The sequence below is a fragment of the Paenibacillus sp. DRB1-1 genome, assembly GCF_052119485.1.
Classification (GTDB): Bacteria; Bacillota; Bacilli; order Paenibacillales; family Paenibacillaceae; genus Paenibacillus; species Paenibacillus polymyxa_B.
The window spans coordinates 3,050,179-3,070,953 of record NZ_JBODQH010000001.1; the positions used below are offsets into that span (position 1 = coordinate 3,050,179).

22 protein-coding genes and 1 riboswitch are annotated in these 20,775 nt (G+C 47.5%); all 22 genes read left to right on the forward strand.

What is annotated here, in order from left to right:
- The first annotated feature begins 151 nt into the window (after positions 1-151).
- The 22 genes from ACQW03_RS13565 to murA all read left to right on the forward strand — a co-directional run bounded on the left by ACQW03_RS13565 (position 152) and on the right by murA (position 20,586).
- Positions 152-1,399 (forward strand): L-threonylcarbamoyladenylate synthase, encoded by a 1,248-nt coding sequence (locus ACQW03_RS13565; protein WP_441950153.1) that lies wholly within the window; start codon positions 152-154, stop codon positions 1,397-1,399.
- Positions 1,400-1,541: 142 nt separating this feature from the next.
- The gene (locus ACQW03_RS13570) at positions 1,542-2,102 is read left to right on the forward strand and encodes a manganese efflux pump MntP (protein ID WP_023990719.1); all 561 of its coding nucleotides are present in this window, start codon (positions 1,542-1,544) and stop codon (positions 2,100-2,102) included.
- 104 nt (positions 2,103-2,206) lie between these two features.
- Positions 2,207-2,791, forward strand: a complete 585-nt coding sequence (locus ACQW03_RS13575; protein ID WP_076294023.1) for a low molecular weight protein arginine phosphatase — start codon at positions 2,207-2,209, stop codon at positions 2,789-2,791.
- Between the two features lie 77 nt (positions 2,792-2,868).
- Positions 2,869-2,950: riboswitch (ZMP/ZTP riboswitch) on the forward strand.
- Between the two features lie 220 nt (positions 2,951-3,170).
- A complete protein-coding gene (locus tag ACQW03_RS13580) occupies positions 3,171-3,758 on the forward strand; it encodes a TIGR01440 family protein (protein WP_076294024.1) in 588 nt (195 codons plus the stop codon).
- A 120-nt stretch (positions 3,759-3,878) separates the two neighbouring features.
- The gene (gene glyA / locus ACQW03_RS13585; protein ID WP_013312336.1) at positions 3,879-5,129 is read left to right on the forward strand and encodes a serine hydroxymethyltransferase; all 1,251 of its coding nucleotides are present in this window, start codon (positions 3,879-3,881) and stop codon (positions 5,127-5,129) included.
- A 148-nt stretch (positions 5,130-5,277) separates the two neighbouring features.
- Complete coding sequence (locus ACQW03_RS13590) at positions 5,278-6,186, forward strand: carbohydrate ABC transporter permease (RefSeq protein WP_372238714.1); 909 nt, start codon at positions 5,278-5,280, stop codon at positions 6,184-6,186.
- A complete protein-coding gene (locus ACQW03_RS13595) occupies positions 6,186-7,022 on the forward strand; it encodes a carbohydrate ABC transporter permease (RefSeq protein ID WP_220030336.1) in 837 nt (278 codons plus the stop codon). Before ACQW03_RS13590 ends, ACQW03_RS13595 begins: the two co-directional genes overlap by 1 nt.
- Before the next feature lie 15 nt (positions 7,023-7,037).
- Positions 7,038-8,303 (forward strand): ABC transporter substrate-binding protein, encoded by a 1,266-nt coding sequence (locus tag ACQW03_RS13600; protein WP_441950157.1) that lies wholly within the window; start codon positions 7,038-7,040, stop codon positions 8,301-8,303.
- 355 nt (positions 8,304-8,658) lie between these two features.
- Positions 8,659-9,288 (forward strand): uracil phosphoribosyltransferase, encoded by a 630-nt coding sequence (upp, locus tag ACQW03_RS13605; RefSeq protein ID WP_013312332.1) that lies wholly within the window; start codon positions 8,659-8,661, stop codon positions 9,286-9,288.
- A 110-nt stretch (positions 9,289-9,398) separates the two neighbouring features.
- Positions 9,399-10,568, forward strand: coding sequence for a non-hydrolyzing UDP-N-acetylglucosamine 2-epimerase (gene wecB, locus ACQW03_RS13610; RefSeq protein ID WP_013312331.1), 1,170 nt, complete (start codon positions 9,399-9,401; stop codon positions 10,566-10,568).
- Between the two features lie 171 nt (positions 10,569-10,739).
- On the forward strand, positions 10,740-10,994 hold the full coding sequence (locus tag ACQW03_RS13615; RefSeq protein WP_013312330.1) for an AtpZ/AtpI family protein: 255 nt from the start codon (positions 10,740-10,742) through the stop codon (positions 10,992-10,994).
- Entirely contained in the window at positions 10,987-11,367 is a 381-nt protein-coding gene (locus ACQW03_RS13620) for an ATP synthase subunit I (RefSeq protein WP_013312329.1), read from the forward strand. Before ACQW03_RS13615 ends, ACQW03_RS13620 begins: the two co-directional genes overlap by 8 nt.
- 29 nt (positions 11,368-11,396) lie before the next feature.
- Positions 11,397-12,221, forward strand: a complete 825-nt coding sequence (atpB, locus tag ACQW03_RS13625; RefSeq protein ID WP_028542178.1) for a F0F1 ATP synthase subunit A — start codon at positions 11,397-11,399, stop codon at positions 12,219-12,221.
- 104 nt (positions 12,222-12,325) lie between these two features.
- Positions 12,326-12,550, forward strand: coding sequence for a F0F1 ATP synthase subunit C (gene atpE, locus ACQW03_RS13630; protein WP_007432750.1), 225 nt, complete (start codon positions 12,326-12,328; stop codon positions 12,548-12,550).
- Between the two features lie 109 nt (positions 12,551-12,659).
- Positions 12,660-13,148: a F0F1 ATP synthase subunit B gene (gene atpF, locus ACQW03_RS13635; RefSeq protein WP_023990709.1), complete on the forward strand. Its 489-nt coding sequence runs from the start codon at positions 12,660-12,662 to the stop codon at positions 13,146-13,148.
- The gene (locus tag ACQW03_RS13640) at positions 13,145-13,690 is read left to right on the forward strand and encodes a F0F1 ATP synthase subunit delta (RefSeq protein ID WP_013312326.1); all 546 of its coding nucleotides are present in this window, start codon (positions 13,145-13,147) and stop codon (positions 13,688-13,690) included. The genes atpF and ACQW03_RS13640 overlap by 4 nt, the downstream gene beginning before the upstream one ends.
- 19 nt (positions 13,691-13,709) lie before the next feature.
- Positions 13,710-15,224, forward strand: coding sequence for a F0F1 ATP synthase subunit alpha (gene atpA / locus ACQW03_RS13645; RefSeq protein WP_013312325.1), 1,515 nt, complete (start codon positions 13,710-13,712; stop codon positions 15,222-15,224).
- A 214-nt stretch (positions 15,225-15,438) separates the two neighbouring features.
- The gene (gene atpG / locus ACQW03_RS13650) at positions 15,439-16,305 is read left to right on the forward strand and encodes an ATP synthase F1 subunit gamma (RefSeq protein ID WP_071644416.1); all 867 of its coding nucleotides are present in this window, start codon (positions 15,439-15,441) and stop codon (positions 16,303-16,305) included.
- A gap of 121 nt (positions 16,306-16,426) precedes the next feature.
- Positions 16,427-17,827 (forward strand): F0F1 ATP synthase subunit beta, encoded by a 1,401-nt coding sequence (gene atpD / locus ACQW03_RS13655; protein ID WP_013312323.1) that lies wholly within the window; start codon positions 16,427-16,429, stop codon positions 17,825-17,827.
- Positions 17,828-17,896: 69 nt separating this feature from the next.
- Positions 17,897-18,310, forward strand: a complete 414-nt coding sequence (locus tag ACQW03_RS13660; RefSeq protein WP_013312322.1) for a F0F1 ATP synthase subunit epsilon — start codon at positions 17,897-17,899, stop codon at positions 18,308-18,310.
- 346 nt (positions 18,311-18,656) lie between these two features.
- Positions 18,657-18,908: a DUF1146 family protein gene (locus ACQW03_RS13665; protein WP_013312321.1), complete on the forward strand. Its 252-nt coding sequence runs from the start codon at positions 18,657-18,659 to the stop codon at positions 18,906-18,908.
- Between the two features lie 322 nt (positions 18,909-19,230).
- Positions 19,231-20,586, forward strand: coding sequence for a UDP-N-acetylglucosamine 1-carboxyvinyltransferase (gene murA, locus ACQW03_RS13670; RefSeq protein WP_013312320.1), 1,356 nt, complete (start codon positions 19,231-19,233; stop codon positions 20,584-20,586).
- The last annotated feature ends 189 nt before the right edge of the window (positions 20,587-20,775 follow it).

Consider the following 20,775-nt stretch of genomic DNA (forward strand, 5'->3'; position numbering starts at 1 on the left):
GTTGAGGAGTGTAAGTTTCCCCATATGCTATAATGGAACTTACGATAGATATACACATGGCAGAGCCAAATGAACTGATCTTTCAAAGTAGCTTTATGGGGATCAAACGAAATAACTGGCTTGTATGACAATAAGATATGGGATGATCTGAATGAGCGATAAATCGAATCAAATGCAAGACTTGCGTGGAGAATTTGTGCAAAAGGAAAAACCTGAGCAAAAGCTAGGTGAACAGGGAATTCGCGAGCTGAAGCAGGCATTGAAGTCTTCCCATACACAATGGTGGGATGTAAGATGTTTGGTTCCTGTGAGCAACACTGACGGGGATGTTTCTGATGAAATTTGGGATGAACAGACTCGGATCGCGGCGGAAAAGGGCATACGCGAGGCCGCCTTACTCCTCCAAGCTGGAGAGACGGTAGCCTTTCCTACGGAGACCGTGTACGGCCTGGGGGCCGATGCTCGTAGTACAAAAGCGGTGGAGGCGGTATTCACTGCCAAAGGGCGCCCCTCCGATAACCCGCTCATTGTACATATTTCTGATGTTGATCAATTAGAGGGTATGGTAGCAGAAATAAACGATACAGCCCGAGCGCTGATGAATATGTTCTGGCCGGGACCGTTGACTCTCGTATTGCCAGTGGTGCCGCAGGCACTGTCATCGCGTGTGACAGCCGGACTGGACACGGTTGGTGTGCGCATGCCGGATCATCCGATAGCGCTTCGTTTGATCGCTGAAGCGGGTTGTCCGCTGGCTGCGCCAAGCGCCAACCGGTCGGGAAGGCCCAGCCCCACCCTTGCACAGCATGTGCGGGAGGATCTGGAGGGCCGCATCGGCGGCATTTTAGACGGAGGTCCCACGGGGGTGGGGCTGGAGTCCACGGTGGTGCAGGCGGGTGACGACGGAACCGTCACCATTCTGCGTCCCGGCGGCGTGACGGCCGAGCAGCTCGCTGCGGTTGCTCGCGCTGTCGTGCTGGACCCGGCGTTGGCCGCTACGCCTGGGGAAGACGCGGACAGCCCGGCGCCGCGCTCGCCAGGCATGAAGTACACGCACTACGCGCCGCGAGGCCGCTTGAGCGTGGTACAAGGCCCGTCGTCCGTTGAGGTGACGGGCTGGATTCGCGCCGCGCTGGCGGAGGCTTCCGCGCGCGGGGAGCGCACGGCAGTGCTCGCGTTCGACGAGCATGCCGCCGGCTACGCCGGAGAGCGCGTCTACACGCTAGGCAAGCTGGAAGCGCTCCATGAGGCAGCGCAGCGCCTGTATGGCGTGCTGCGCTGCTGCGACGAGGACGGCGTCACCTACATTTTGTCGGAATCCTGTCCGCCGAAAGGATTGGGAGACGCCGTCATGAACCGCCTGCTTAAAGCGGCAGGTCACCGAATCGTCCGCTTGTAGCTTCTGTCGAATCAGAGCCTCTTATATTAAATTTTCCTCCTTCCTCGTCTCGGTATGGGGTACTTTCAGTGTATGCTTGTACTGATTTCCCCCTTGTCCGCATAACGTGTACAAGAACAGACGGATAATGGAGGGATGGAGTATGCTGGCAGCCTCTGCCCATGCCGGGCAGGTTGTAACGATTCTGATCATGGCGGTAGCGCTAGGAATGGATGCGTTATCGCTGGGCGTAGGGATCGGCATGAAGGGGATACGCCTGCGAGACGTGCTGCGCATCAGTACTGTTATTGGCTTTTTTCACATTCTGATGCCATTGCTGGGAATGTTCACAGGCCATTATATGAGTTCTTTATTAGGTCATGTGACGGCCTACTTCGCAGGGGGTCTACTCATCCTTTTGGGCGGGCATATGGTGTATAATTCCTTTAAAGGGGACGGCGTACAGGTGTTGGATCATCGTTCGCCTTTAGGCCTTTTGCTGTTTGCACTTGGGGTGAGCGTTGACTCATTTTCTGTAGGGGTGTCACTGGGTATGTTCCAGAGTGATCTGGTGCTGTCCGTTCTGGCGTTTGGTTTTTGCGGGGGAGCAATGGCGATGTTGGGCTTGTTGCTGGGTCGCAAGGTCAGCCGCAATCTAGGAGATTATGGAGAAGCAGTGGGCGGTGCCATTTTGCTGGCATTCGGCTTTATGTTTATGTTTTGATTTTAGCGTAGACAGTGTAAAATAAATGCAGGATTATAGTAAGGGATTAGAATTATAGTAATCCTCTGTTTATATATTTTTTTAACATACGGGGGGTGAAAACGTTGAAGAATATCTTATTCGTATGCACAGGGAATACCTGTCGCAGTCCAATGGCTGAAGGGATGCTGCGTAAGTTGGCTGCTGAGCATGGGCTAGAACTGGAAGTGCGTTCTGCGGGAGTAGCCGCGATGGAAGGCACGCCGATATCCCGACATGCAGAGGCGGTTCTACGTGATCATGATATATCCGACCAGATCACTTCCACCCCTTTGAGCGACGAGCTTGCCGGGTGGGCGCATCTGATCTTAACCTTGACGCAAGGACATAAACAGCACGTAATTCAGCGCTTTCCCCAAACGGCGGGCAAAGTATTTACGCTTAAGGAATATGTGGAGAACCGGGATGCGGTGTTGAATGATGTACAGGAGTTGGACGGTTTATATGCTTCACAGCAGTTGATGGCTTCACTCGGACAAGAGCTATCGGCGCAGGAGCGTGAACGAATGATTGAATTACACCAACGGATTCCGGGCTTTGATATTTCTGATCCGTTTGGCGGTTCGCGGGAAGATTACGATGTCACAGCTGCGGAAATCCGTACGGCGCTGCATAAGCTGCTGGACAAGCTAAAGGCTTCTTCCGAATAAAATTGGTATTACTCATCTGTTTGTACGGAATCTGTTGATTTTCGGCGGTTAATCCGTTAAGATAAGGTGGAAAAATGAGAATCCGATGTGACTGGCGACAAAAGTGGGATTAACCACGATGGAGCATCGGATATACGGCCGGTCGCCTGGGCAAAAGAGCAATTCCACATAGGTGTGGACTGCTCTTTTTTTCATATACAAGTTATGCCAGATTTTTAGCTGAGGGTTGATTCCATTAAAGGTTCTTCCATTTTTTCTGCTCGAAATCTGAAACATCGGCTATAATATAGTCAGATTGTGATCAGGAGAGAGTGTGTTGAACTTGGGGCATGAGACCGTGCCTAGTCTCTGAGAGGCTGTTCAACCAAAGGAGGTTCCAATGGTGGAACAATTAGATCATGAGATTCCGCTGGAAGCACAGACCACTTCTGTCGTGCGGGAAATCGCAGAAGCAGCCAGTCTCAAGGCTGGTCGCCTGCTGGTTATTGGCGTTAGCACAAGTGAAGTGGCTGGAAGTCGGATTGGTACGGCGGGAGCGCTCGATGTGGCTCAGCAACTGTTGTCTGGAGTAGAGTCCGTTCGCAGGGAGTATGGCTTTGATGTGGCGTTTCAATGCTGTGAGCATTTGAATCGAGCGCTGGTCGTTGAACGGGCTGTGCTGGAGCGATGGGGACTGATGGAGGTTGCAGCTGTTCCTGTTCGTACAGCAGGAGGCTCTATGGCTACCGTCGCCTATCGTTCTATGATCGACGCGTGTTTGGCGGCGAACGTGCAGGCTCATGCCGGGATAGACATCGGCGAAACGCTGATTGGCATGCATCTGCGCCCCATTGCCGTTCCGTTTCGCCCAAGCCTTCGCTGGATTGGCGAAGCACGTGTGACAGCAGCGTTCACCCGTCCTCCACTTATTGGCGGACAACGGGCGGTGTACAGTCTGGAGCAAGAAGTCGGCGGAAACTGCGATTAGCATTTGGCAAGGCGGCATGTTTGTACTAATCTTTTTTGCATTGATGATGAGGTACCCAACAGAGGAGCAGGCGTTTGCTTGTATACCCAACAATTGACTATGGAGAGGGAGTAATCAATCATGATGGAACACCTGCGTAAAAGTGACCCGGCAGTGATGGAAGCAATGGGACTTGAACTGAAACGGCAACGCCACAATATCGAGCTAATCGCATCCGAGAACATTGTCAGTGAAGCAGTAATGGAAGCCATGGGCTCCGTGCTGACGAATAAATATGCTGAAGGTTATCCGAACAAGCGCTACTATGGTGGCTGTGAGCATGTAGATATCGTTGAAGACATCGCACGTGACCGCGCGAAAGAACTGTTCGGCGCCGAGCATGCTAACGTGCAGCCTCACTCTGGAGCACAAGCCAATATGGCGGTGTATCTGGCAGCTCTCAAACCTGGAGATACTGTACTGGGTATGAATCTGGCGCATGGTGGTCATTTAACACACGGAAGTCCGGTAAACGCCTCCGGCTTGTTGTATAACTTTGCTGCCTATGGTGTGCGCGAAGACAACTTCCGCATCGACTACGATGAAGTGCGCAAGGCAGCCTTTAAGCACCGCCCTCGTCTGATTGTAGCTGGCGCGAGTGCATATCCGCGTACTATTGATTTTGAAGCTTTTGCTTCCATTGCCAATGATGTAGGTGCTTTGTTCATGGTGGATATGGCACATATCGCAGGTCTTGTGGCAGCGGGAATTCACCCAAGTCCAGTTCCGCATGCCCAATTTGTAACAACAACGACACACAAAACGCTACGTGGTCCGCGTGGGGGTCTGATTCTGACTCGTAAAGCATGGGCGCAAGCGATTGATAAAGCTATTTTCCCTGGTACTCAAGGGGGGCCACTGATGCATGTGATCGCGTCCAAAGCGGTTGCTTTGGGTGAAGCGCTCCAGCCATCGTTCAAAACCTATGCGCAAAACGTAGTTCGCAACGCACAGGTGCTGGCTGAAACACTGCTGGCTGAGGGGATTAACATTGTATCTGGTGGTACGGATAACCATCTGATGCTGTTGGATACGCGCAATTTGAATATCACAGGTAAAGAAGCGGAGCATGTATTGGATTCCGTGGGCATCACAGTCAATAAAAACGCGATTCCTTTTGACCCGACCAGTCCATTCGTAACAAGCGGAATTCGTATTGGTACACCTGCTGCAACATCTCGTGGTATGGATGAAGAGGCTATGGTCAAAATCGGTAAAATCATTGCCGAAACCCTTAAAAACCCGAAAGATGATACTGTATTGTCCAAAGCAAGCCAAGCGGTTGGCGAGTTGACAGATAAGTTCCCAATTTATCCAGGAACTCAATACTAATTCATCGACATTCATAATCTTTATGTTATAGGCTGTTTTCCTTCCTTAAGCCGGAGGAGAACAGCCTTTTTTTGCTTCCGAACGACTCGAAACTTACATTTTTGGGTAATAAGCGATTACAGTAAGGGTTTATGGCGCGCGTTCCTTCATGATCTACGACAAAGGAGTGATTGCATTGAGTCAAAGAAAATCCGCGCAATTATTGCAGCAAATCGTATTTGTAGGACCGATGGCGTTGTTTTTCGTCTTGATTATGGTCATTCCGTTCCTGCTGGGGTTGTATTATTCCATGACGAACTGGGATGGAGTATCTGAAAATATTCGATGGCTCGGGCTAGGGAATTACGTTCATATTTTTAGGGATGATCCAGATTTCCGTAATGCGTTCTGGTTTACGGTCCGGTTTACCGTATGTGGTGTCATTCTGACGAACCTGATTGGTTTTTTCCTAGCCTATGCACTTACCAAACCGTTGCGTACCCGTAATGCACTGCGAACTGTATTTTTTATGCCCAATATGATTGGCGGCTTGCTGCTCGGCTTTATTTGGCAATTTATATTTGTACGGGGCTTTTCTGCAGTAGGGGAGGCAACAGGGCTTTCCTTTTTTAAACTGCCGTGGCTGGGTGATGGGCCAACTGCTTTTTGGGGAACTGTCATAGTGTTTGTGTGGCAATATGCAGGTTATCTCATGGTTATTTACATATCCTCGTTAAATAATGTCCCGCATGCCCTTATTGAATCGGCCCAAATCGACGGTGCGAGCCGAAGACAGATTTTGCGTCATATCGTAGTGCCACTTATTATGCCAGCGGTGACTGTCTGCTTGTTCCTGGCGATATCCTGGTCCTTTAAAGTATTTGAGTTGAATTTGGCTCTCACGAAGGGGGGACCTTTCAAGTCGACAGAGTCTGTAGCGTTGGACATATATAATGAAGCGTTTACAAATAATCGACTTGGATTAGGGACTGCCAAAGCTATGATTTTCTTTGTGGTCGTTGCGATCATTACCAGCATTCAGGTGCGTCTCACGAAGAAAAAGGAGGTCGAAATGTAATGGGAAAAACGTCAAACTATCGCTTGGGCACATGGGTTGCTGAAATATTGCTTATTGTGATCGGGTTAATCTTTCTGGTTCCGTTCTATTTTTTGCTCGTAAACTCCGTTAAATCCTTTGGCGACATTTTGGCCCATTCCGCTTCGTGGCCGACAACCTTCCGTTTTGAAAACTATGCTAATGCCTGGAATAAAATAAACTTTCCCACAGCACTGGGGAATTCACTGATTGTCACGATCGTCTGTAATGCGCTTTTGCTTCTAATCAGCTCGATGGCCGCTTACCAGATGGTTCGGCATGACACTCTTTTTAATCGGTTCCTATTCGGTTTGCTTGTGGCTGCGATGGTAGTTCCCTTTCAATCGATTATGTTGCCGCTTATGGAAGTGTCCAACGTATTGAGCTTGAACAACAGTATACCAGGACTGATCTTATGTTATCTGGGTTTTGGAGCGCCTTTATCCGTTTTTCTTTTTCATGGCTTTATTAAAACGGTACCTATTGAGATCGAGCAGGCAGCAAGGGTGGACGGTTCATCCCGGTACGGGGTGTTCTTTCGCATCGTTTGTCCACTGCTGCTGCCTATGTTCGTAACTGTACTTATTTTGAATACCTTATGGATCTGGAATGACTACCTATTGCCTTCGCTCATTTTGAATGATCCTGAGCTGCGCACCATTCCGATTGCAACCTATATGTTGTTTGGTCAGTACACCAAGCAATGGGACTTGGCGTTGCCAGCACTGGTGTTGGGGATCACGCCAGTTGTTGTGTTTTTTCTGGTGATGCAAAAATACATCGTTTCTGGCATTGCAGCCGGTGCGGTCAAAGGCTGAAGGGAGGGATAACCGATGAAAAAAACAGCGTTACTTGTCATCTCCTTGATGGTGCTGCTCGCATGTACACTTGCAGGTTGTGGAAATACGAAGGCTAAACAGAGTGAGACGAAAACAATACACATTTATCAATTCAAAGTAGAGATTTCGGAACCGCTAAATAAGCTGAAGGCAGAATATGAAAAAACGCACCCAGGCATCAAGCTGGATATCCAATCTGTCGGTGGTGGTACGGACTATGGTGCTTCGTTGAAGGCTAAATTTGCATCAGGCGATCAGCCGGACATTTTTACAAATGAGGGCTACCAGGATCGCGATACGTGGTTGGAGTACTTGGAGGATTTGTCGGATCAGCCATGGGTGAAGGATCTGGACGATTTCGCTCGTAAGCCGATGACGGTTAACGGTAAGATTTATGGACAGCCTATGAACCTAGAAGGATTTGGTTTTGTTTATAACAAGGATTTGTTCAAAAAAGCGGGCATAATCAAACTACCTCAGACGATAGATGAACTGGAGGAAGCAGCTAAGCGACTGAAAGCGGCAGGGATTATACCTTTTGCTAACGGGTATGCGGAATGGTGGGTTCTGGGGAACCATTTTATCAATATCCCGTTTGCCAGACAGCCGAACCCGGAAAGTTATGTTACGGATTTAAACAAAGGAACGGCTCGCATCCCCGGTAACCCCGTGTTCCATCAGTGGGTGAAGTTGCTTGACCTAACTATAAAATATGGGAACCGCAATCCGCTCACGACGGATTACAATACACAAGTGACACTGTTTTCGACAGGTAAGGCTGCTATGATGCATCAGGGGAACTGGACGCAACCACAAATGGATGGAATTAACCCTAACTTGAATTTGGGTATTCTGCCTGCGCCTATAGACAATGATCCCTCCACAGGAGGTAGACTTGCTGTGGGAGTAGCCTCGAACTGGGTGGTCAACAAAAATTCGCCTGTGAAGCAGGAGGCAAAAGAATTCCTCAATTGGTTGGTCACATCAGAAACAGGCAAGCATTATATCACCAAGGAATTTAAGTTTGTTCCCGCCTTCAAAAGTATCACGTCCAGTGACGAGACGACAGGCGATCTAGGTGCAGAGATATCTCGGCACGTGAGGGAAGGAAAGATATGGAGCTGGAACTTCCAACGCTTCCCGAAGGGACTGAATCAGGATTTAAGCAGTAGTATGCAAGCCTATATCGCAGGGGTGATCACGAAGGATGAAATGCTTCAGCAATTTCAGGAAGCATGGGACAATTTGAAGTATAGATAAAAGAATGATGCAAGAGGATGCAAAGGCTATAGCTCGGGCAGGAAGCTTAAAGTCCACTGGCTTTGACGGTCAAGTGCCGTCAGGGCCTTTTTGATGTGTTTTTTTATGTGACAAAAGTCACACCTGAAACGGTCCTATTAAGTATTTTACATGTCATATCTTTCCCTTGACAAAAGGTTGTGGTGGCAGGTGTTAAATCAATCAAGGGAATGTTATAATAAACAGGATTTACAGGCACGCATTGCATCTGTGCTTATTTGGTTTGTACAAATAGGTTACATAGATCCTTTCGACTCAGGATAGTTCGATATGCTGGCGCGAAAGAACGTGACGATAATACCGGAGGGAATATATTATGGCGAAACTGGTGGTTTGCGATCACCCTTTGATCCAACACAAACTTACATTTATCCGCGATGTGCGGACCAACACCAAGGATTTCCGCGAGCTGGTGGATGAAGTAGCAACATTGATGGCTTATGAAATTACACGGGATATCCCGCTGGAAAGCATTACGGTGCAGACACCGGTTGCTGAGACAGAAGGTAAAGTGATTTCGGGTCGTATGCTGGGTCTTATTCCGATTCTGCGTGCAGGCTTGGGTATGCTGGATGGCGTAGTAAAGCTGCTGCCGGCAGCAAAGGTAGGCCATGTGGGACTGTTCCGCGATCCTGAGACGCTGCAACCCGTAGAATACTATACGAAGCTGCCTACAGATGTAACTGAACGCGAATTGATCGTGATTGATCCGATGCTTGCAACGGGTGGCTCGGCAATTGCGGCGATTGATGTGTTGAAAAAGAGAGGCTGCACTCAAATTAAAATGATGAATCTGATTGCTGCTCCTGAAGGAGTCAAAGCTGTGCAGGATGCGCATCCTGATGTAGATATCTATGTCGCTGCTCTGGACGAGCGTCTGGATGATCACGGATACATCATTCCGGGTCTTGGTGACGCGGGAGACCGCTTGTACGGAACCAAGTAGACTGCCTTTGGCGGTTCGGCAAAATCTATGGACGTTATGACAGGTCGTTTTTCTGAATAATGGAAGATCTGTGAAGCGGACATTTATTATGAAAAGGGGTTCAACAGAGAATGTCCAAAATCAAAGTGATGACAATTTTTGGTGTGCGTCCGGAAGCGATTAAGATGGCTCCTCTTATTTTGGAGCTTCAGCGTCACCCAGAGCATATCGAGTCCGTGGTATGCGTTACGGCTCAACATCGCCAGATGCTTGATCAGGTTCTAGAAGTTTTCAATATTCACCCTGACTATGATCTGGACGTAATGAAGGATCGCCAGACCCTGAATGAAATCTCCATACGGGTACTTCAAGGTCTGGAGCCTGTATTGCGTGAGGCCAAGCCCGATATCGTGTTGGTTCACGGCGATACGCTGACCACTTTCCTCGCCAGCTATGCAGCCTTTATGCAGCAGATTGAAGTAGGGCATGTGGAAGCGGGTTTGCGGACGTGGAACAAGCTTTCTCCATATCCTGAAGAAATGAACCGTCAGCTCACAGGCGTGCTGTCTGATCTGCATTTCTCGCCTACTTCTTTATCGGCTGGAAATTTACGGAAGGAAAACAAGCCTGAATCGCGAATATATGTTACAGGCAATACAGTAACTGACGTATTTCAATATACGGTTCGCCAGGATTACGAGCACCCCGTACTGGAATGGGCTCAGGGCAAACGCTTGATTCTCATGACAGCACATCGCCGGGAATCCCAAGGGGAACCACATCGTCAGATTTTTAATGCGGTTAAGCGAATTGCGGATGAGTTTGAGGATATCGCTATTGTTTATCCGGTTCATCCGAGTCCGGCTGTGAAGGAACCTGCATTTGAGATTTTAGGTAACCATCCGCGTATTAAGCTGATTGATCCGCTGGATGTCGTAGATCTGCACAATTTTTATCCGCATACACATCTGATCCTTACGGATTCCGGTGGGCTTCAGGAAGAAGCACCTTCGTTCGGAGTGCCTGTTCTAGTGCTACGTGATACGACTGAAAGACCGGAAGGAATTGAAGCGGGCACCTTGGAACTGGTGGGTACGAGCGAAGAGAACGTGTACAATCGGACCAAGGCACTTTTGACAGATTCCGCGTTGTACGATTCTATGAGTCAGGCAGCGAATCCTTACGGCGATGGACAAGCATCAGTAAGAATTGTCAATGCGATTTTGCACCATTATGGTGTTCAATCCGAACGTCCTGAAGAATTTCACACAATGTTCACAAAAGGTGTTCGTCCGATATAATTATTCTTTACAAGGCAAGCATACAGTTAAACTGTACGGTTACCAAGGGATACAGCAATTTAAGATGCTTTGTCGTTTGATTTTATACTTTAGGGCGCTAAAATATCTCAATTGACAAAGCATCTTATATTTAAGTAAAATGGACTGGAATTGCAGGGGTGACATGGAAAAGTGGTCAAACCTTCCAAGCAAAACAACAACCGAAATAACACCGGAAATGCCTTCAAGGCTATAGGACTGGTGAGCGCGATCGGCATTGATTTGGCGATATGCACACTGGGTGGTTTCTATGCCGGAAAATGGATTGATGCCAAACTTGGTGGCTCCGGAATTTGGATTGGCGTAAGCGTTCTCGCAGGCTTGGTTGTAGGCGCGTTAAGTATTGCCCTTGTGATCGGAAAGGTACTGAGGGATAACCATGAATGAGATGACCCGTATGCAAAAAATGTTATGGATCGTAGCGCTTGGTATTATGGCTCTGTGTTTCCTGGTCTCCGCCTTCATGCCCCAACACCGTGACATTGCTCACGGAATCATTCTGGGAACGGGAGTAAGCTGTCTAAATGTGCTGTATATGGCCTACAAAATTCGACAGGTTGCGAGTGCGGCCGCCGGTGAAAGAAAGAAGAGAGTGTTTGGTATTGGCTTTGGCGTTCGATTAGGGACCTCAATTTTGGCAGTAGTGCTGGCGATAGAATTTCCGGCCTATTTCCATGAGATCGCTGTAATGGCAAGCCTGGTGACTGGGCAATTTCTTCTGTTAATTATAGGCATCATATTCGCGCTTCAGGAAAAATGATAGCTCAACTGAGAAAGGGGTGAGAAAACATGTTGCATGAATCACCGATTATCCAATTGGGCGGGTTTAACATTGACTTGTCCGTCATTATTATGCTGATTGTGACCTGCGCGATTGTATTTGGACTGGCATTTGCTGCAACGCGCAATTTGTCTGTGGACAATCCAAGCAAACTGCAAAATTTTATGGAATGGGTCGTAGAATTCGTTCAAGGACTGATTACCAGCACGATGGATTTGAAAAAAGGGAAGCCATTCCTCTCCTTGGGGATGACGCTGATTATGTTCATCTTCGTGGGGAATATGCTGGGCTTACCGTTCGGGATTGTGACCGAATTCGATAATGCGCAAAGTGCCCAAGTATTTGGACATGAAATCATTCCAGTCAAAGAAGCATTAGAACAAGCACAGGCGTCTCACCCGGGCGAAGCTGCCCATGTAGGCATCAGCTGGTGGAAATCACCTACCGCAGATGCAGGGGTATCGATTGGACTGGCATTGATGATCTTTGTCTTGGTTCATTTCCTGGGGATCTTCCGTAATACCAAAGCTTACTTCAAGCATTACGTTCAGCCATTTCCATTCTTTTTGCCAATTAACTTGATTGAGCAGTTCTCAAAACTGTTGACACATGGTATGCGTCTATTCGGTAATATTTTTGCCGGCGAGGTTTTGATCAGTGTTCTGCTGAAATTGACAGCACTTGGTGTAGGAGGCTGGATTGCTTCCGTATTGGGACTCGTTGTTTGGCAAGGATTTAGTATCTTTGTCGGCAGTATTCAAGCGTTCGTCTTCACGATTCTGACGTTTGTATACATTTCGCAGTCCATTGACACGCATGAAGAAGAGCATTAGACAAGCTCGTTTTCCGGTTTTTAGTTAAGTTCAGGAGTACGCTTCGCTCTTAACTGCAAATACATGTACAATATAAATACACATCACTAAGGAGGATTTTTAAAATGGGAGTTTGGGCATATATCGCAGCTGCAATCGCAGTAGGTTTGGGCGCTTTGGGCGCAGGTATCGGTAACGGTCTGATCGTAAGTAAAACAGTTGAAGGTATCGCTCGTCAGCCTGAAGCAAAAGCAACGTTGCAAACGGTAATGTTTATCGGTGTAGGTCTGGTCGAAGCCCTGCCAATCATCGGGGTCGTTCTGGCATTCATTTTCTACGCAGGTGCTTAATTGAATGGAAGCAAGGTTTGGCGGGGAAGGCACAGCCATCCGCGCCTTCTTTGTTCGTTTGAACATGAAAGATCCAGAACCGACGTTCACCGGAAAGGAGTGACTTCAATTGAGTTTAAATTGGACAAGTATCGTTTTCACAATCATTGCATTTTTGATCTTGTACTGGTTACTGACGCGTTATGCATTCGGCCCTCTCTTTTCCGTTATGGAAAAGCGGCGTCAGCTTGTATTACAGCAAATGAATGAAGCGGCACAGACGCGTGAACAGGCTGCTGCTTATGTTGAGGAGCAAAAGCAGGCTCTCCAGCAGGCACGTAAGGAAGCGTACGACATTATTGAGCAGTCAAAACAAACAGGTAACAAACAAGCGGAGCAAATTATTGTTCAGGCTAAAGACGAAGCTGTCCGCCTGAAAGACGAAGCTGTTCGTGAAATCACAAGCGAGCGTAATAAGGCGGTTGCCGAACTGCGCAGCGAAGTGGGTAAAGCTTCGGTACAAATTGCTTCCAAACTGATTCAAAAGGAAATCAAGGAAGACCAAGTCCAGGGAGAGCTTGTCGACCAATACCTTAAAGAGGTAGGAGGCAAAGCATGAGCCGGGATACGGTAGTAGCCAAACGGTATGCGAAAGCTTTGTTTGAAGTGGCAGAGCAGGAACAGACCATTATGGAAACCGAGCAGGAGCTACGTGCTTTTGTAGAGGCTGTATCGGGGGATGCTGAAATCCGTAAATTCATTAATTCTCCTAACATTACGGAAGCGGTCAAGCTTCAAGTTCTGGCTAACAGTTTTGAAGGCAAGCTTTCTGCCTCGCTAATTAACACGATCAAGCTGTTGATTCAGCGTAGTAGAGCAGATTTGTTCGAATCTCTCCTTGCCGGATACCTCGATATTCAGGAATACAAGCTGGGAATTGCTCATGCAAAGGTGTATTCGACTTATGCTTTAAGTGATCAGGAAAAAACAGCGGTAGCCGAGGAATTCGGAGCCCGTGAACATAAAACAATCCGTGTGGAAAATATAGTGGACCCGAGTCTACTGGGCGGATTGAAAGTGGTTATCGGCGATACACTGTACGACGGCAGTCTGGCCGGCAAGCTGGATCGTCTCGAGAAATCCTTTAACAGACGAGTATAGAAGATAGGGGTGAACACACTTGAGTATCAAACCTGAGGAAATCAGTTCATTGATTAAAAGTCAGATTGAACAATATAAAAATGATATCGAGGTCGTTGAAGTCGGCACTGTTGTTGAAGTCGGCGACGGTATTGCCCGCGTCTACGGACTGGAAAAAGTTATGGCCGGTGAATTGGTTGAATTCGACACTGGCGTATTGGGCTTGGCGCTCAACGTGGAAGAAAGCAATGTCGGTGTTGTTATTTTGGGTCAATTCTCCGACATTCGTGAAGGCGGTCAAGTAAAACGTACAGGTCAAATCATGCAGGTCCCTGTAGGGGAAGCATTGATCGGACGTGTAGTTAACCCACTGGGACAACCAGTAGACGGTAAAGGACCGATTGCTACAACAGAATTCCGTCCGGTTGAAAGTCAGGCTCCAGGCGTTATGGCCCGTAAATCGGTACATGAGCCTATGCAGACGGGGATTAAAGCTATTGATGCGATGGTTCCGATTGGTCGTGGTCAACGTGAGTTGATCATCGGTGACCGTCAAACAGGTAAAACATCTATTGCAATCGATGCAATTTTGAACCAAAAAGGTAACGGCATGAAATGTATTTATGTCGCTATTGGTCAAAAACAATCCACGGTAGCTCAAGTTGTTGAAACATTGCGTCGTCACGGTGCTCTGGAATACACGATTGTCGTTACGGCATCTGCTTCCGAACCATCACCATTGCTGTACATTGCTCCTTACTCTGGCTGCGCCATGGGTGAGTATTTCATGTACAAAGGCGAGCATGTCCTTGTAGTTTATGATGACTTGACTAAACAAGCGTCAGCTTACCGGGAACTGTCCCTGTTGCTGCGTCGTCCACCGGGTCGTGAAGCATATCCGGGTGACGTTTTCTATCTTCACTCTCGTTTGCTGGAACGTGCAGCGAAGCTAAATGATGAGTTGGGCGGCGGATCACTTACCGCATTGCCGTTCATCGAGACACAGGCTTCCGACGTTTCTGCATATATTCCAACCAACGTTATTTCCATCACGGATGGACAGATCTTCTTGGAAGCTGACTTGTTCTATGCAGGGCAACGTCCGGCGATCAACGTAGGTATTTCTGTATCCCGTGTAGGTGGTTCAGCTCAGATTAAAGCGATGAAAAAGGTAGCAGGTTCCCTGCGTCTGGATCTTGCTCAATATCGTGAGCTTCAAGCGTTCTCCCAATTCGGGTCCGACTTGGATAAATCCACAAAAGCCCGTCTGGATCGCGGCGCACGCATGATGGAAATTTTGAAACAAGGTGTTAACCAACCGCTTGCTGTAGAGCAACAAGTAGTGAGCTTGTACACTGCTGTAAAAGGCTTCCTTGATGATATCCCTGTAGCGGATGTAAAACGTTTTGAAAAAGACTTCCTGTCTTTCATGGTGTCTGACCATCAGGACGTGCTTCAATCTATCCGCGACACGAAAGACTTGGTTGCTGATAACGAAGCGGCTTTGAAGGCGGCTATCGAGAAATTCAAAAAATCATTCGCCACGTCGGTTTAATACATTGGAATTTGTCTGTTTATGATGAAAGATGTCCTAAGGAAGCGTGCCCTCCGGGTTTTGGCTTCCTTGGCATGTTTTACCCTCAATAACAGGCCCTTTAACATATGTCCGGCTGGATTTGAATCTTACGAAGTGCTTGGACTTGGCCCAAGCTAAGGGATTGCTTACGAAGTTAGCTTTGGCTTTGCTGGAGCTTAAAGGTGGTGAAATCATGGCAAAAGGTATGCGCGAGATTAAACGTCAGATTAAAAGTGTGCAGAGTACGAAGCAGATCACGAAAGCGATGGAAATGGTCGCTGCATCCAAGCTGAGAAAAGCTCAGGAGAAAGCGGAGTCGGCTCGTCCTTACTCGGAAAAGCTTAAGGAAGTTGTGAGTAGCATTGCTTCTGGAGCGAATAACATCAAGCATCCAATGCTGGAAACGCGTCCGGTTAAAAAGACTGCTTATCTCATCATTACATCTGATCGTGGTCTGGCTGGTGGTTATAACGCCAATATTTTACGACAGGTTACGCAGACGATTTCTGAACGTCACCGTTCACAGGATGAATTTGTGATTTTCATCATTGGACGAAAAGGACGGGATTATTTCAGACGTCGTGAATTTCCTATCGCTGAATCGGTAACAGATCTGTCGGATACACCTGCTTTTGCAGATATCAAAACAATTGCAAGCAAGGCTGTACAAGGCTTTGAACTTAAAGAATTTGATGAGCTTTATCTATGCTATAACCGCTTTGTCAACGCATTGACTCAAATTCCAACAGTTGACCGTCTGTTACCAATGGCAACACTGGATTCAGCTACAGCTTCATCCTCAATTAACTATGAGTATGAGCCTTCACCAGAAGGAGTGCTGGAAGTATTGCTGCCGCGTTACGCGGAAACGCTCATTTACGGCGCTTTGCTGGATGGTAAAGCTAGTGAACTGGGAGCGAAGATGACGGCGATGGGATCTGCTACGAAGAATGCTTCCAAGTTAATTGGTGAGCTTTCCTTGACCTATAACCGTGCTCGTCAAGCGGCTATTACCCAGGAAATTACGGAAATCGTTGCAGGGGCAAGCGCTCAGTCTTAATCAGGCTTGTTGCGACTGTTTTATAGCAGGGTCTACACTATTATGATAAATTGCGGGCGCAAAACAAATCAGAGTGGTTCGGATTTGCGGCTGTGCAAGCTTGTAGGAGGGAAACCAAAAGATGAACAAAGGACGCGTAGTGAGCATCATGGGTCCGGTTGTCGACGTTGAGTTCGAACGTGGACAGCTTCCGGAAATCCTGAATGCCATTCATATTGGGACTGTGCTGGAGAGCGGAGTCAAAATTGATCTGACGCTCGAAGCTTCAAAACATCTAGGTGACAACCGTGTGCGTTGTATTGCCATGTCTTCCACAGATGGCTTGGTTCGTGGAGCTGAAGCCATAGATCTGGGAGCACCTATTTCAGTACCTGTCGGCGAAGCTACTCTTGGACGCGTATTTAACGTGCTTGGAACGCCAATTGATAATGGTGCTGATATGAGTGAAACGGCTAGAAATCCGATTCACCGTCAAGCTCCTTCTTTCGATGAGCTGACAACTCAAGCAGAGATGCTCGAAACCGGTATTAAAGTTATCGACTTGCTGGCTCCTTATGCTAAGGGTGGTAAAGTCGGATTGTTTGGTGGTGCTGGTGTAGGTAAAACCGTAACCATTCAAGAATTGATTAACAATATCGCTCAGGAGCATGGTGGTATTTCTGTATTTGCGGGTGTAGGTGAACGCACACGTGAAGGAAATGACTTGTACCATGAAATGAGAGATTCCGGCGTTATCAACAAAACAGCGATGGTGTTCGGACAAATGAACGAGCCTCCGGGTGCACGTTTGCGTGTAGCTCTCACAGGTCTGACGATGGCGGAATATTTCCGTGACCAAGAAGGCCGTGACGTGTTGCTCTTTATTGATAACATTTTCCGCTTTACCCAAGCAGGTTCTGAAGTTTCAGCCCTGTTGGGACGTATGCCTTCAGCAGTAGGTTACCAGCCTACGCTGGCTACTGAGATGGGTCAATTGCAAGAACGGATTACTTCTACTAAAAAAGGTTCTGTTACTTCCATTCAGGCGATCTATGTGCCTGCGGATGACTACACTGACCCGGCTCCTGCTACGACGTTTGCCCATTTGGATGCTACAACGAATCTGGAACGTAAAATTTCCGAAATGGGTATTTACCCGGCGGTTGATCCACTCGCATCAAGCTCCCGTATTTTGGCTCCAGACGTTGTGGGTGAAGAACATTACAATGTAGCACAAGGGGTAAAACAAATTTTGGCTCGCTACAATGAGCTTCAGGATATCATTGCCATCCTGGGTATGGACGAGCTGAGTGAAGAAGATAAAATGTTGGTGGCACGTGCACGTAAAATCCAGCGTTTCCTTTCTCAACCTTTCCACGTTGCCGAAGCATTTAACGGCTTCCCGGGTAAATATGTGCCGGTTAAAGAAACTGTACGAAGCTTCAAAGAAATTTTGGAAGGCAAGTATGACCATCTTCCAGAAGCGGCTTTCCTTTTTGTAGGAGCCATCGAAGAAGCAGTTGAAAAAGCTAAAACGTTGTAAACAACAGGCAAAGAATAGCCGAGCCTTACGAAGTGAGCTGTCTACGGACAGCTTCCAGGAGGGATTCAAGTGAGCACGTATTTACTAGAGATTGTGACGCCGGAGCGCCTGGTCTATACAGAACAGGTAAACAGCATCAGTGTTCGCGGCTCGGAAGGCGATCTTGGGATTTTACCTGGACACCTTCCCTTGGTCACTCCCTTGAAGATTGCACCGATACGCATTAAAATCGGTGGTCAAACCGAAGTGATCGCGGTCAATGGGGGCTTTCTTGAAGTCCGCAAGGATAAAGTGGTCATTTTGGCTGAGAGTGCGGAACGTTCCGAAGAAATTGATGTGGAACGTGCCCGTGCGGCAAGGGAGCGGGCAGAACTGCGGCTCCAGAGCAAGCAGGAACAGATAGATCATCATCGAGCGGAAGTAGCTCTGCAACGGGCGCTTAACCGTTTAAATGCTACAAGCATCAGAACCAATAAGAATTAATATTGGATTTTAAGTGGAATTTTAAAAGGGTTCGGCATAGTATACGGATGGAACGACAAGGAGACCACTTCATAATTTCTGCCAAAGAATGTCCGGTAGAAGGTGAGGGAGAACCTTGCTTCCTTCGATCACTGTGATCGGGCCCTTTTTTAGCTGTTATTACCAAATGTACAGTCCTATTTCTTGCCCGGCTGCTAGGTATTTAGTACCTTTTAAATTCGCGAAACAGAAGTGATTAATCACATTTTGTCGAAATAAATGTCCTAAAAACAGAAATAGCACTGGCATATTAGGCGTTCGCCGAGTATTATAAAGAAGTCTGTGACGCAGATGGGAGGAATTATGGTTGAACGGGAAACAGCAATTGGCTGAACAGCTAAGTCAATCGGCGAGTATGACCGCGCTGATCTCCATGATCGTGTCGCTCATCTGTATAGCGTTAGCTTGGTGGGCTTTACAGAGTTTTAAGCTGGATTTGTTAATCCGGCAACCCAAAGGACCGCAAGGCAGATTGCTACACTTGTTTCTTGCTATAATTTTGGGACAGTTGGTTTCCGGGTTCCTGTTGAGCTACATCTCTTGGAGCCAGATGCTCTAGAATTTGTTTTAACATGAAGTGGGCGGGTTATATGACCTTATGACTGTGTCTCTGCGGGAATTGTCGAATAACATCGCGTCATATTGTTAACAATGGTAAACAAAAGAACCATACATGTATAGCTGGCTGAATCAGTTAGAGTACAATGGTCGTCAAGTACAAAAAACGCTTGTATACTTGTTTTAATCAGTGGTATGATGGCAGTTAGGGTATTAGTAAAACCTTGTTTTTTTATGTAATGAAAAAGCAAGGCATGAAAATAGCGGAATATGTTCTTTTTTTCAGAATGGAAAAGAGAAATGACGCGCGGAGGGAACCATAGATGAGCAAATTTATCGTCCGCGGTGGCAACAGATTGACCGGGAGTGTCAAAGTCAGCGGAGCCAAAAACTCAGTTCTGCCGATCATCGCCGCTTCTCTGCTAGGAGAAGAAGGAGAAAGTGTTATTATTGATGCACCTCCTCTAGACGATGTGATGACCATTAACAAAGTGCTGGAGTCCTTAGGAGCAGGCGTTACATACCAAGATGAGGTCATTCGTGTTGACGCGCGGAAGATAATTTCCTGTGAAGCCCCTTACGAGTGGGTTAGGAAAATGCGCGCATCATTCTTGGTTATGGGGCCGCTGCTTACACGTTTGGGACGTACAAGAATCTCGCTTCCAGGCGGATGCGCAATCGGAACGCGACCAATTGATCAGCATTTGAAGGGTTTTGAGGCATTGGGCGCGGAGATTAGCCTGGGCCAAGGTTTTATTGAAGCTAAAAGTAACGGGCGTCTGCGTGGAGCTAAAGTTTATTTGGATGTAGCCAGCGTAGGAGCAACCGAGAATATTATGATGGCCGCTACTCTTGCTGAGGGCGTAACTACCATCGAGAATGCTGCTAAGGAACCTGAGATTGTTGATCTCGCAAATTTCCTGAATGGAATGGGTGCCAAAGTACGCGGTGCGGGCACGGGCGTTATTCGTATTGAAGGCGTTGAGAAGCTGCATGGTGTAAAACATACGGTCATTCCCGACCGGGTAGAAGCAGGTACTTATATGGTTGCTGCTGCGATCACAGGCGGGAACGTATATGTAGAAGGCGCAATATCCGATCATTTGGGACCGGTTATTTCCAAGATGGAAGAAATGGGTGTAACCATTCAACCTGATGAGAACGGAATTCGTGTCATTGCAGATAAGCCGTTAAAGGCCGTTGATGTTAAGACGTTGCCTTATCCTGGTTTTCCTACCGATATGCAGTCTCAGATGATGGCACTTCAACTTGCCGCTGAAGGAACGAGCATTATTACGGAAACCGTGTTTGAAAATCGTTTCATGCATGTGGATGAATTTCATCTCATGAATGCCGAAATTAAGGTCGAAGGTCGTTCCGCCATTGTAACTGGTAATGCTAAGCTGACAGGTGCGAAAGTAACCTCTACAGATTTGCGTGCAGGTGCTGCGTTAATTCTGACCGGACTCATTGCGGAAGGTACAACGGAGGTATCCGGCGTACATCACATCGATCGCGGTTACGTTCATTTGGCTGAGAAGCTGACTGGATTGGGAGCGGACATTTACAGAGTGACCGTGGAAGAGTCCAAACTGGATCATTCACCCAGTACAGAGCGCGTAATGCCGGAAGAGACGTCGGGGAATTTGTTTAAGAAGATCCAGCCTTCCCTCGCCTAAGCTTTAACGTATGTAGCTTCATGTTGCATAAGTATATTCTTGAACAATAAGGAACCAAGTCCGAAAGGGCTTGGTTTTTTTGTTGTTTGCAGTCAGTCTTTTTCATTCTTTCAGTTCTCTTAAAACGGTTCTATCAAAGTGGACGACTTCATATGATTGAAAATATCTGCTGGAGTATATCTGTACTTC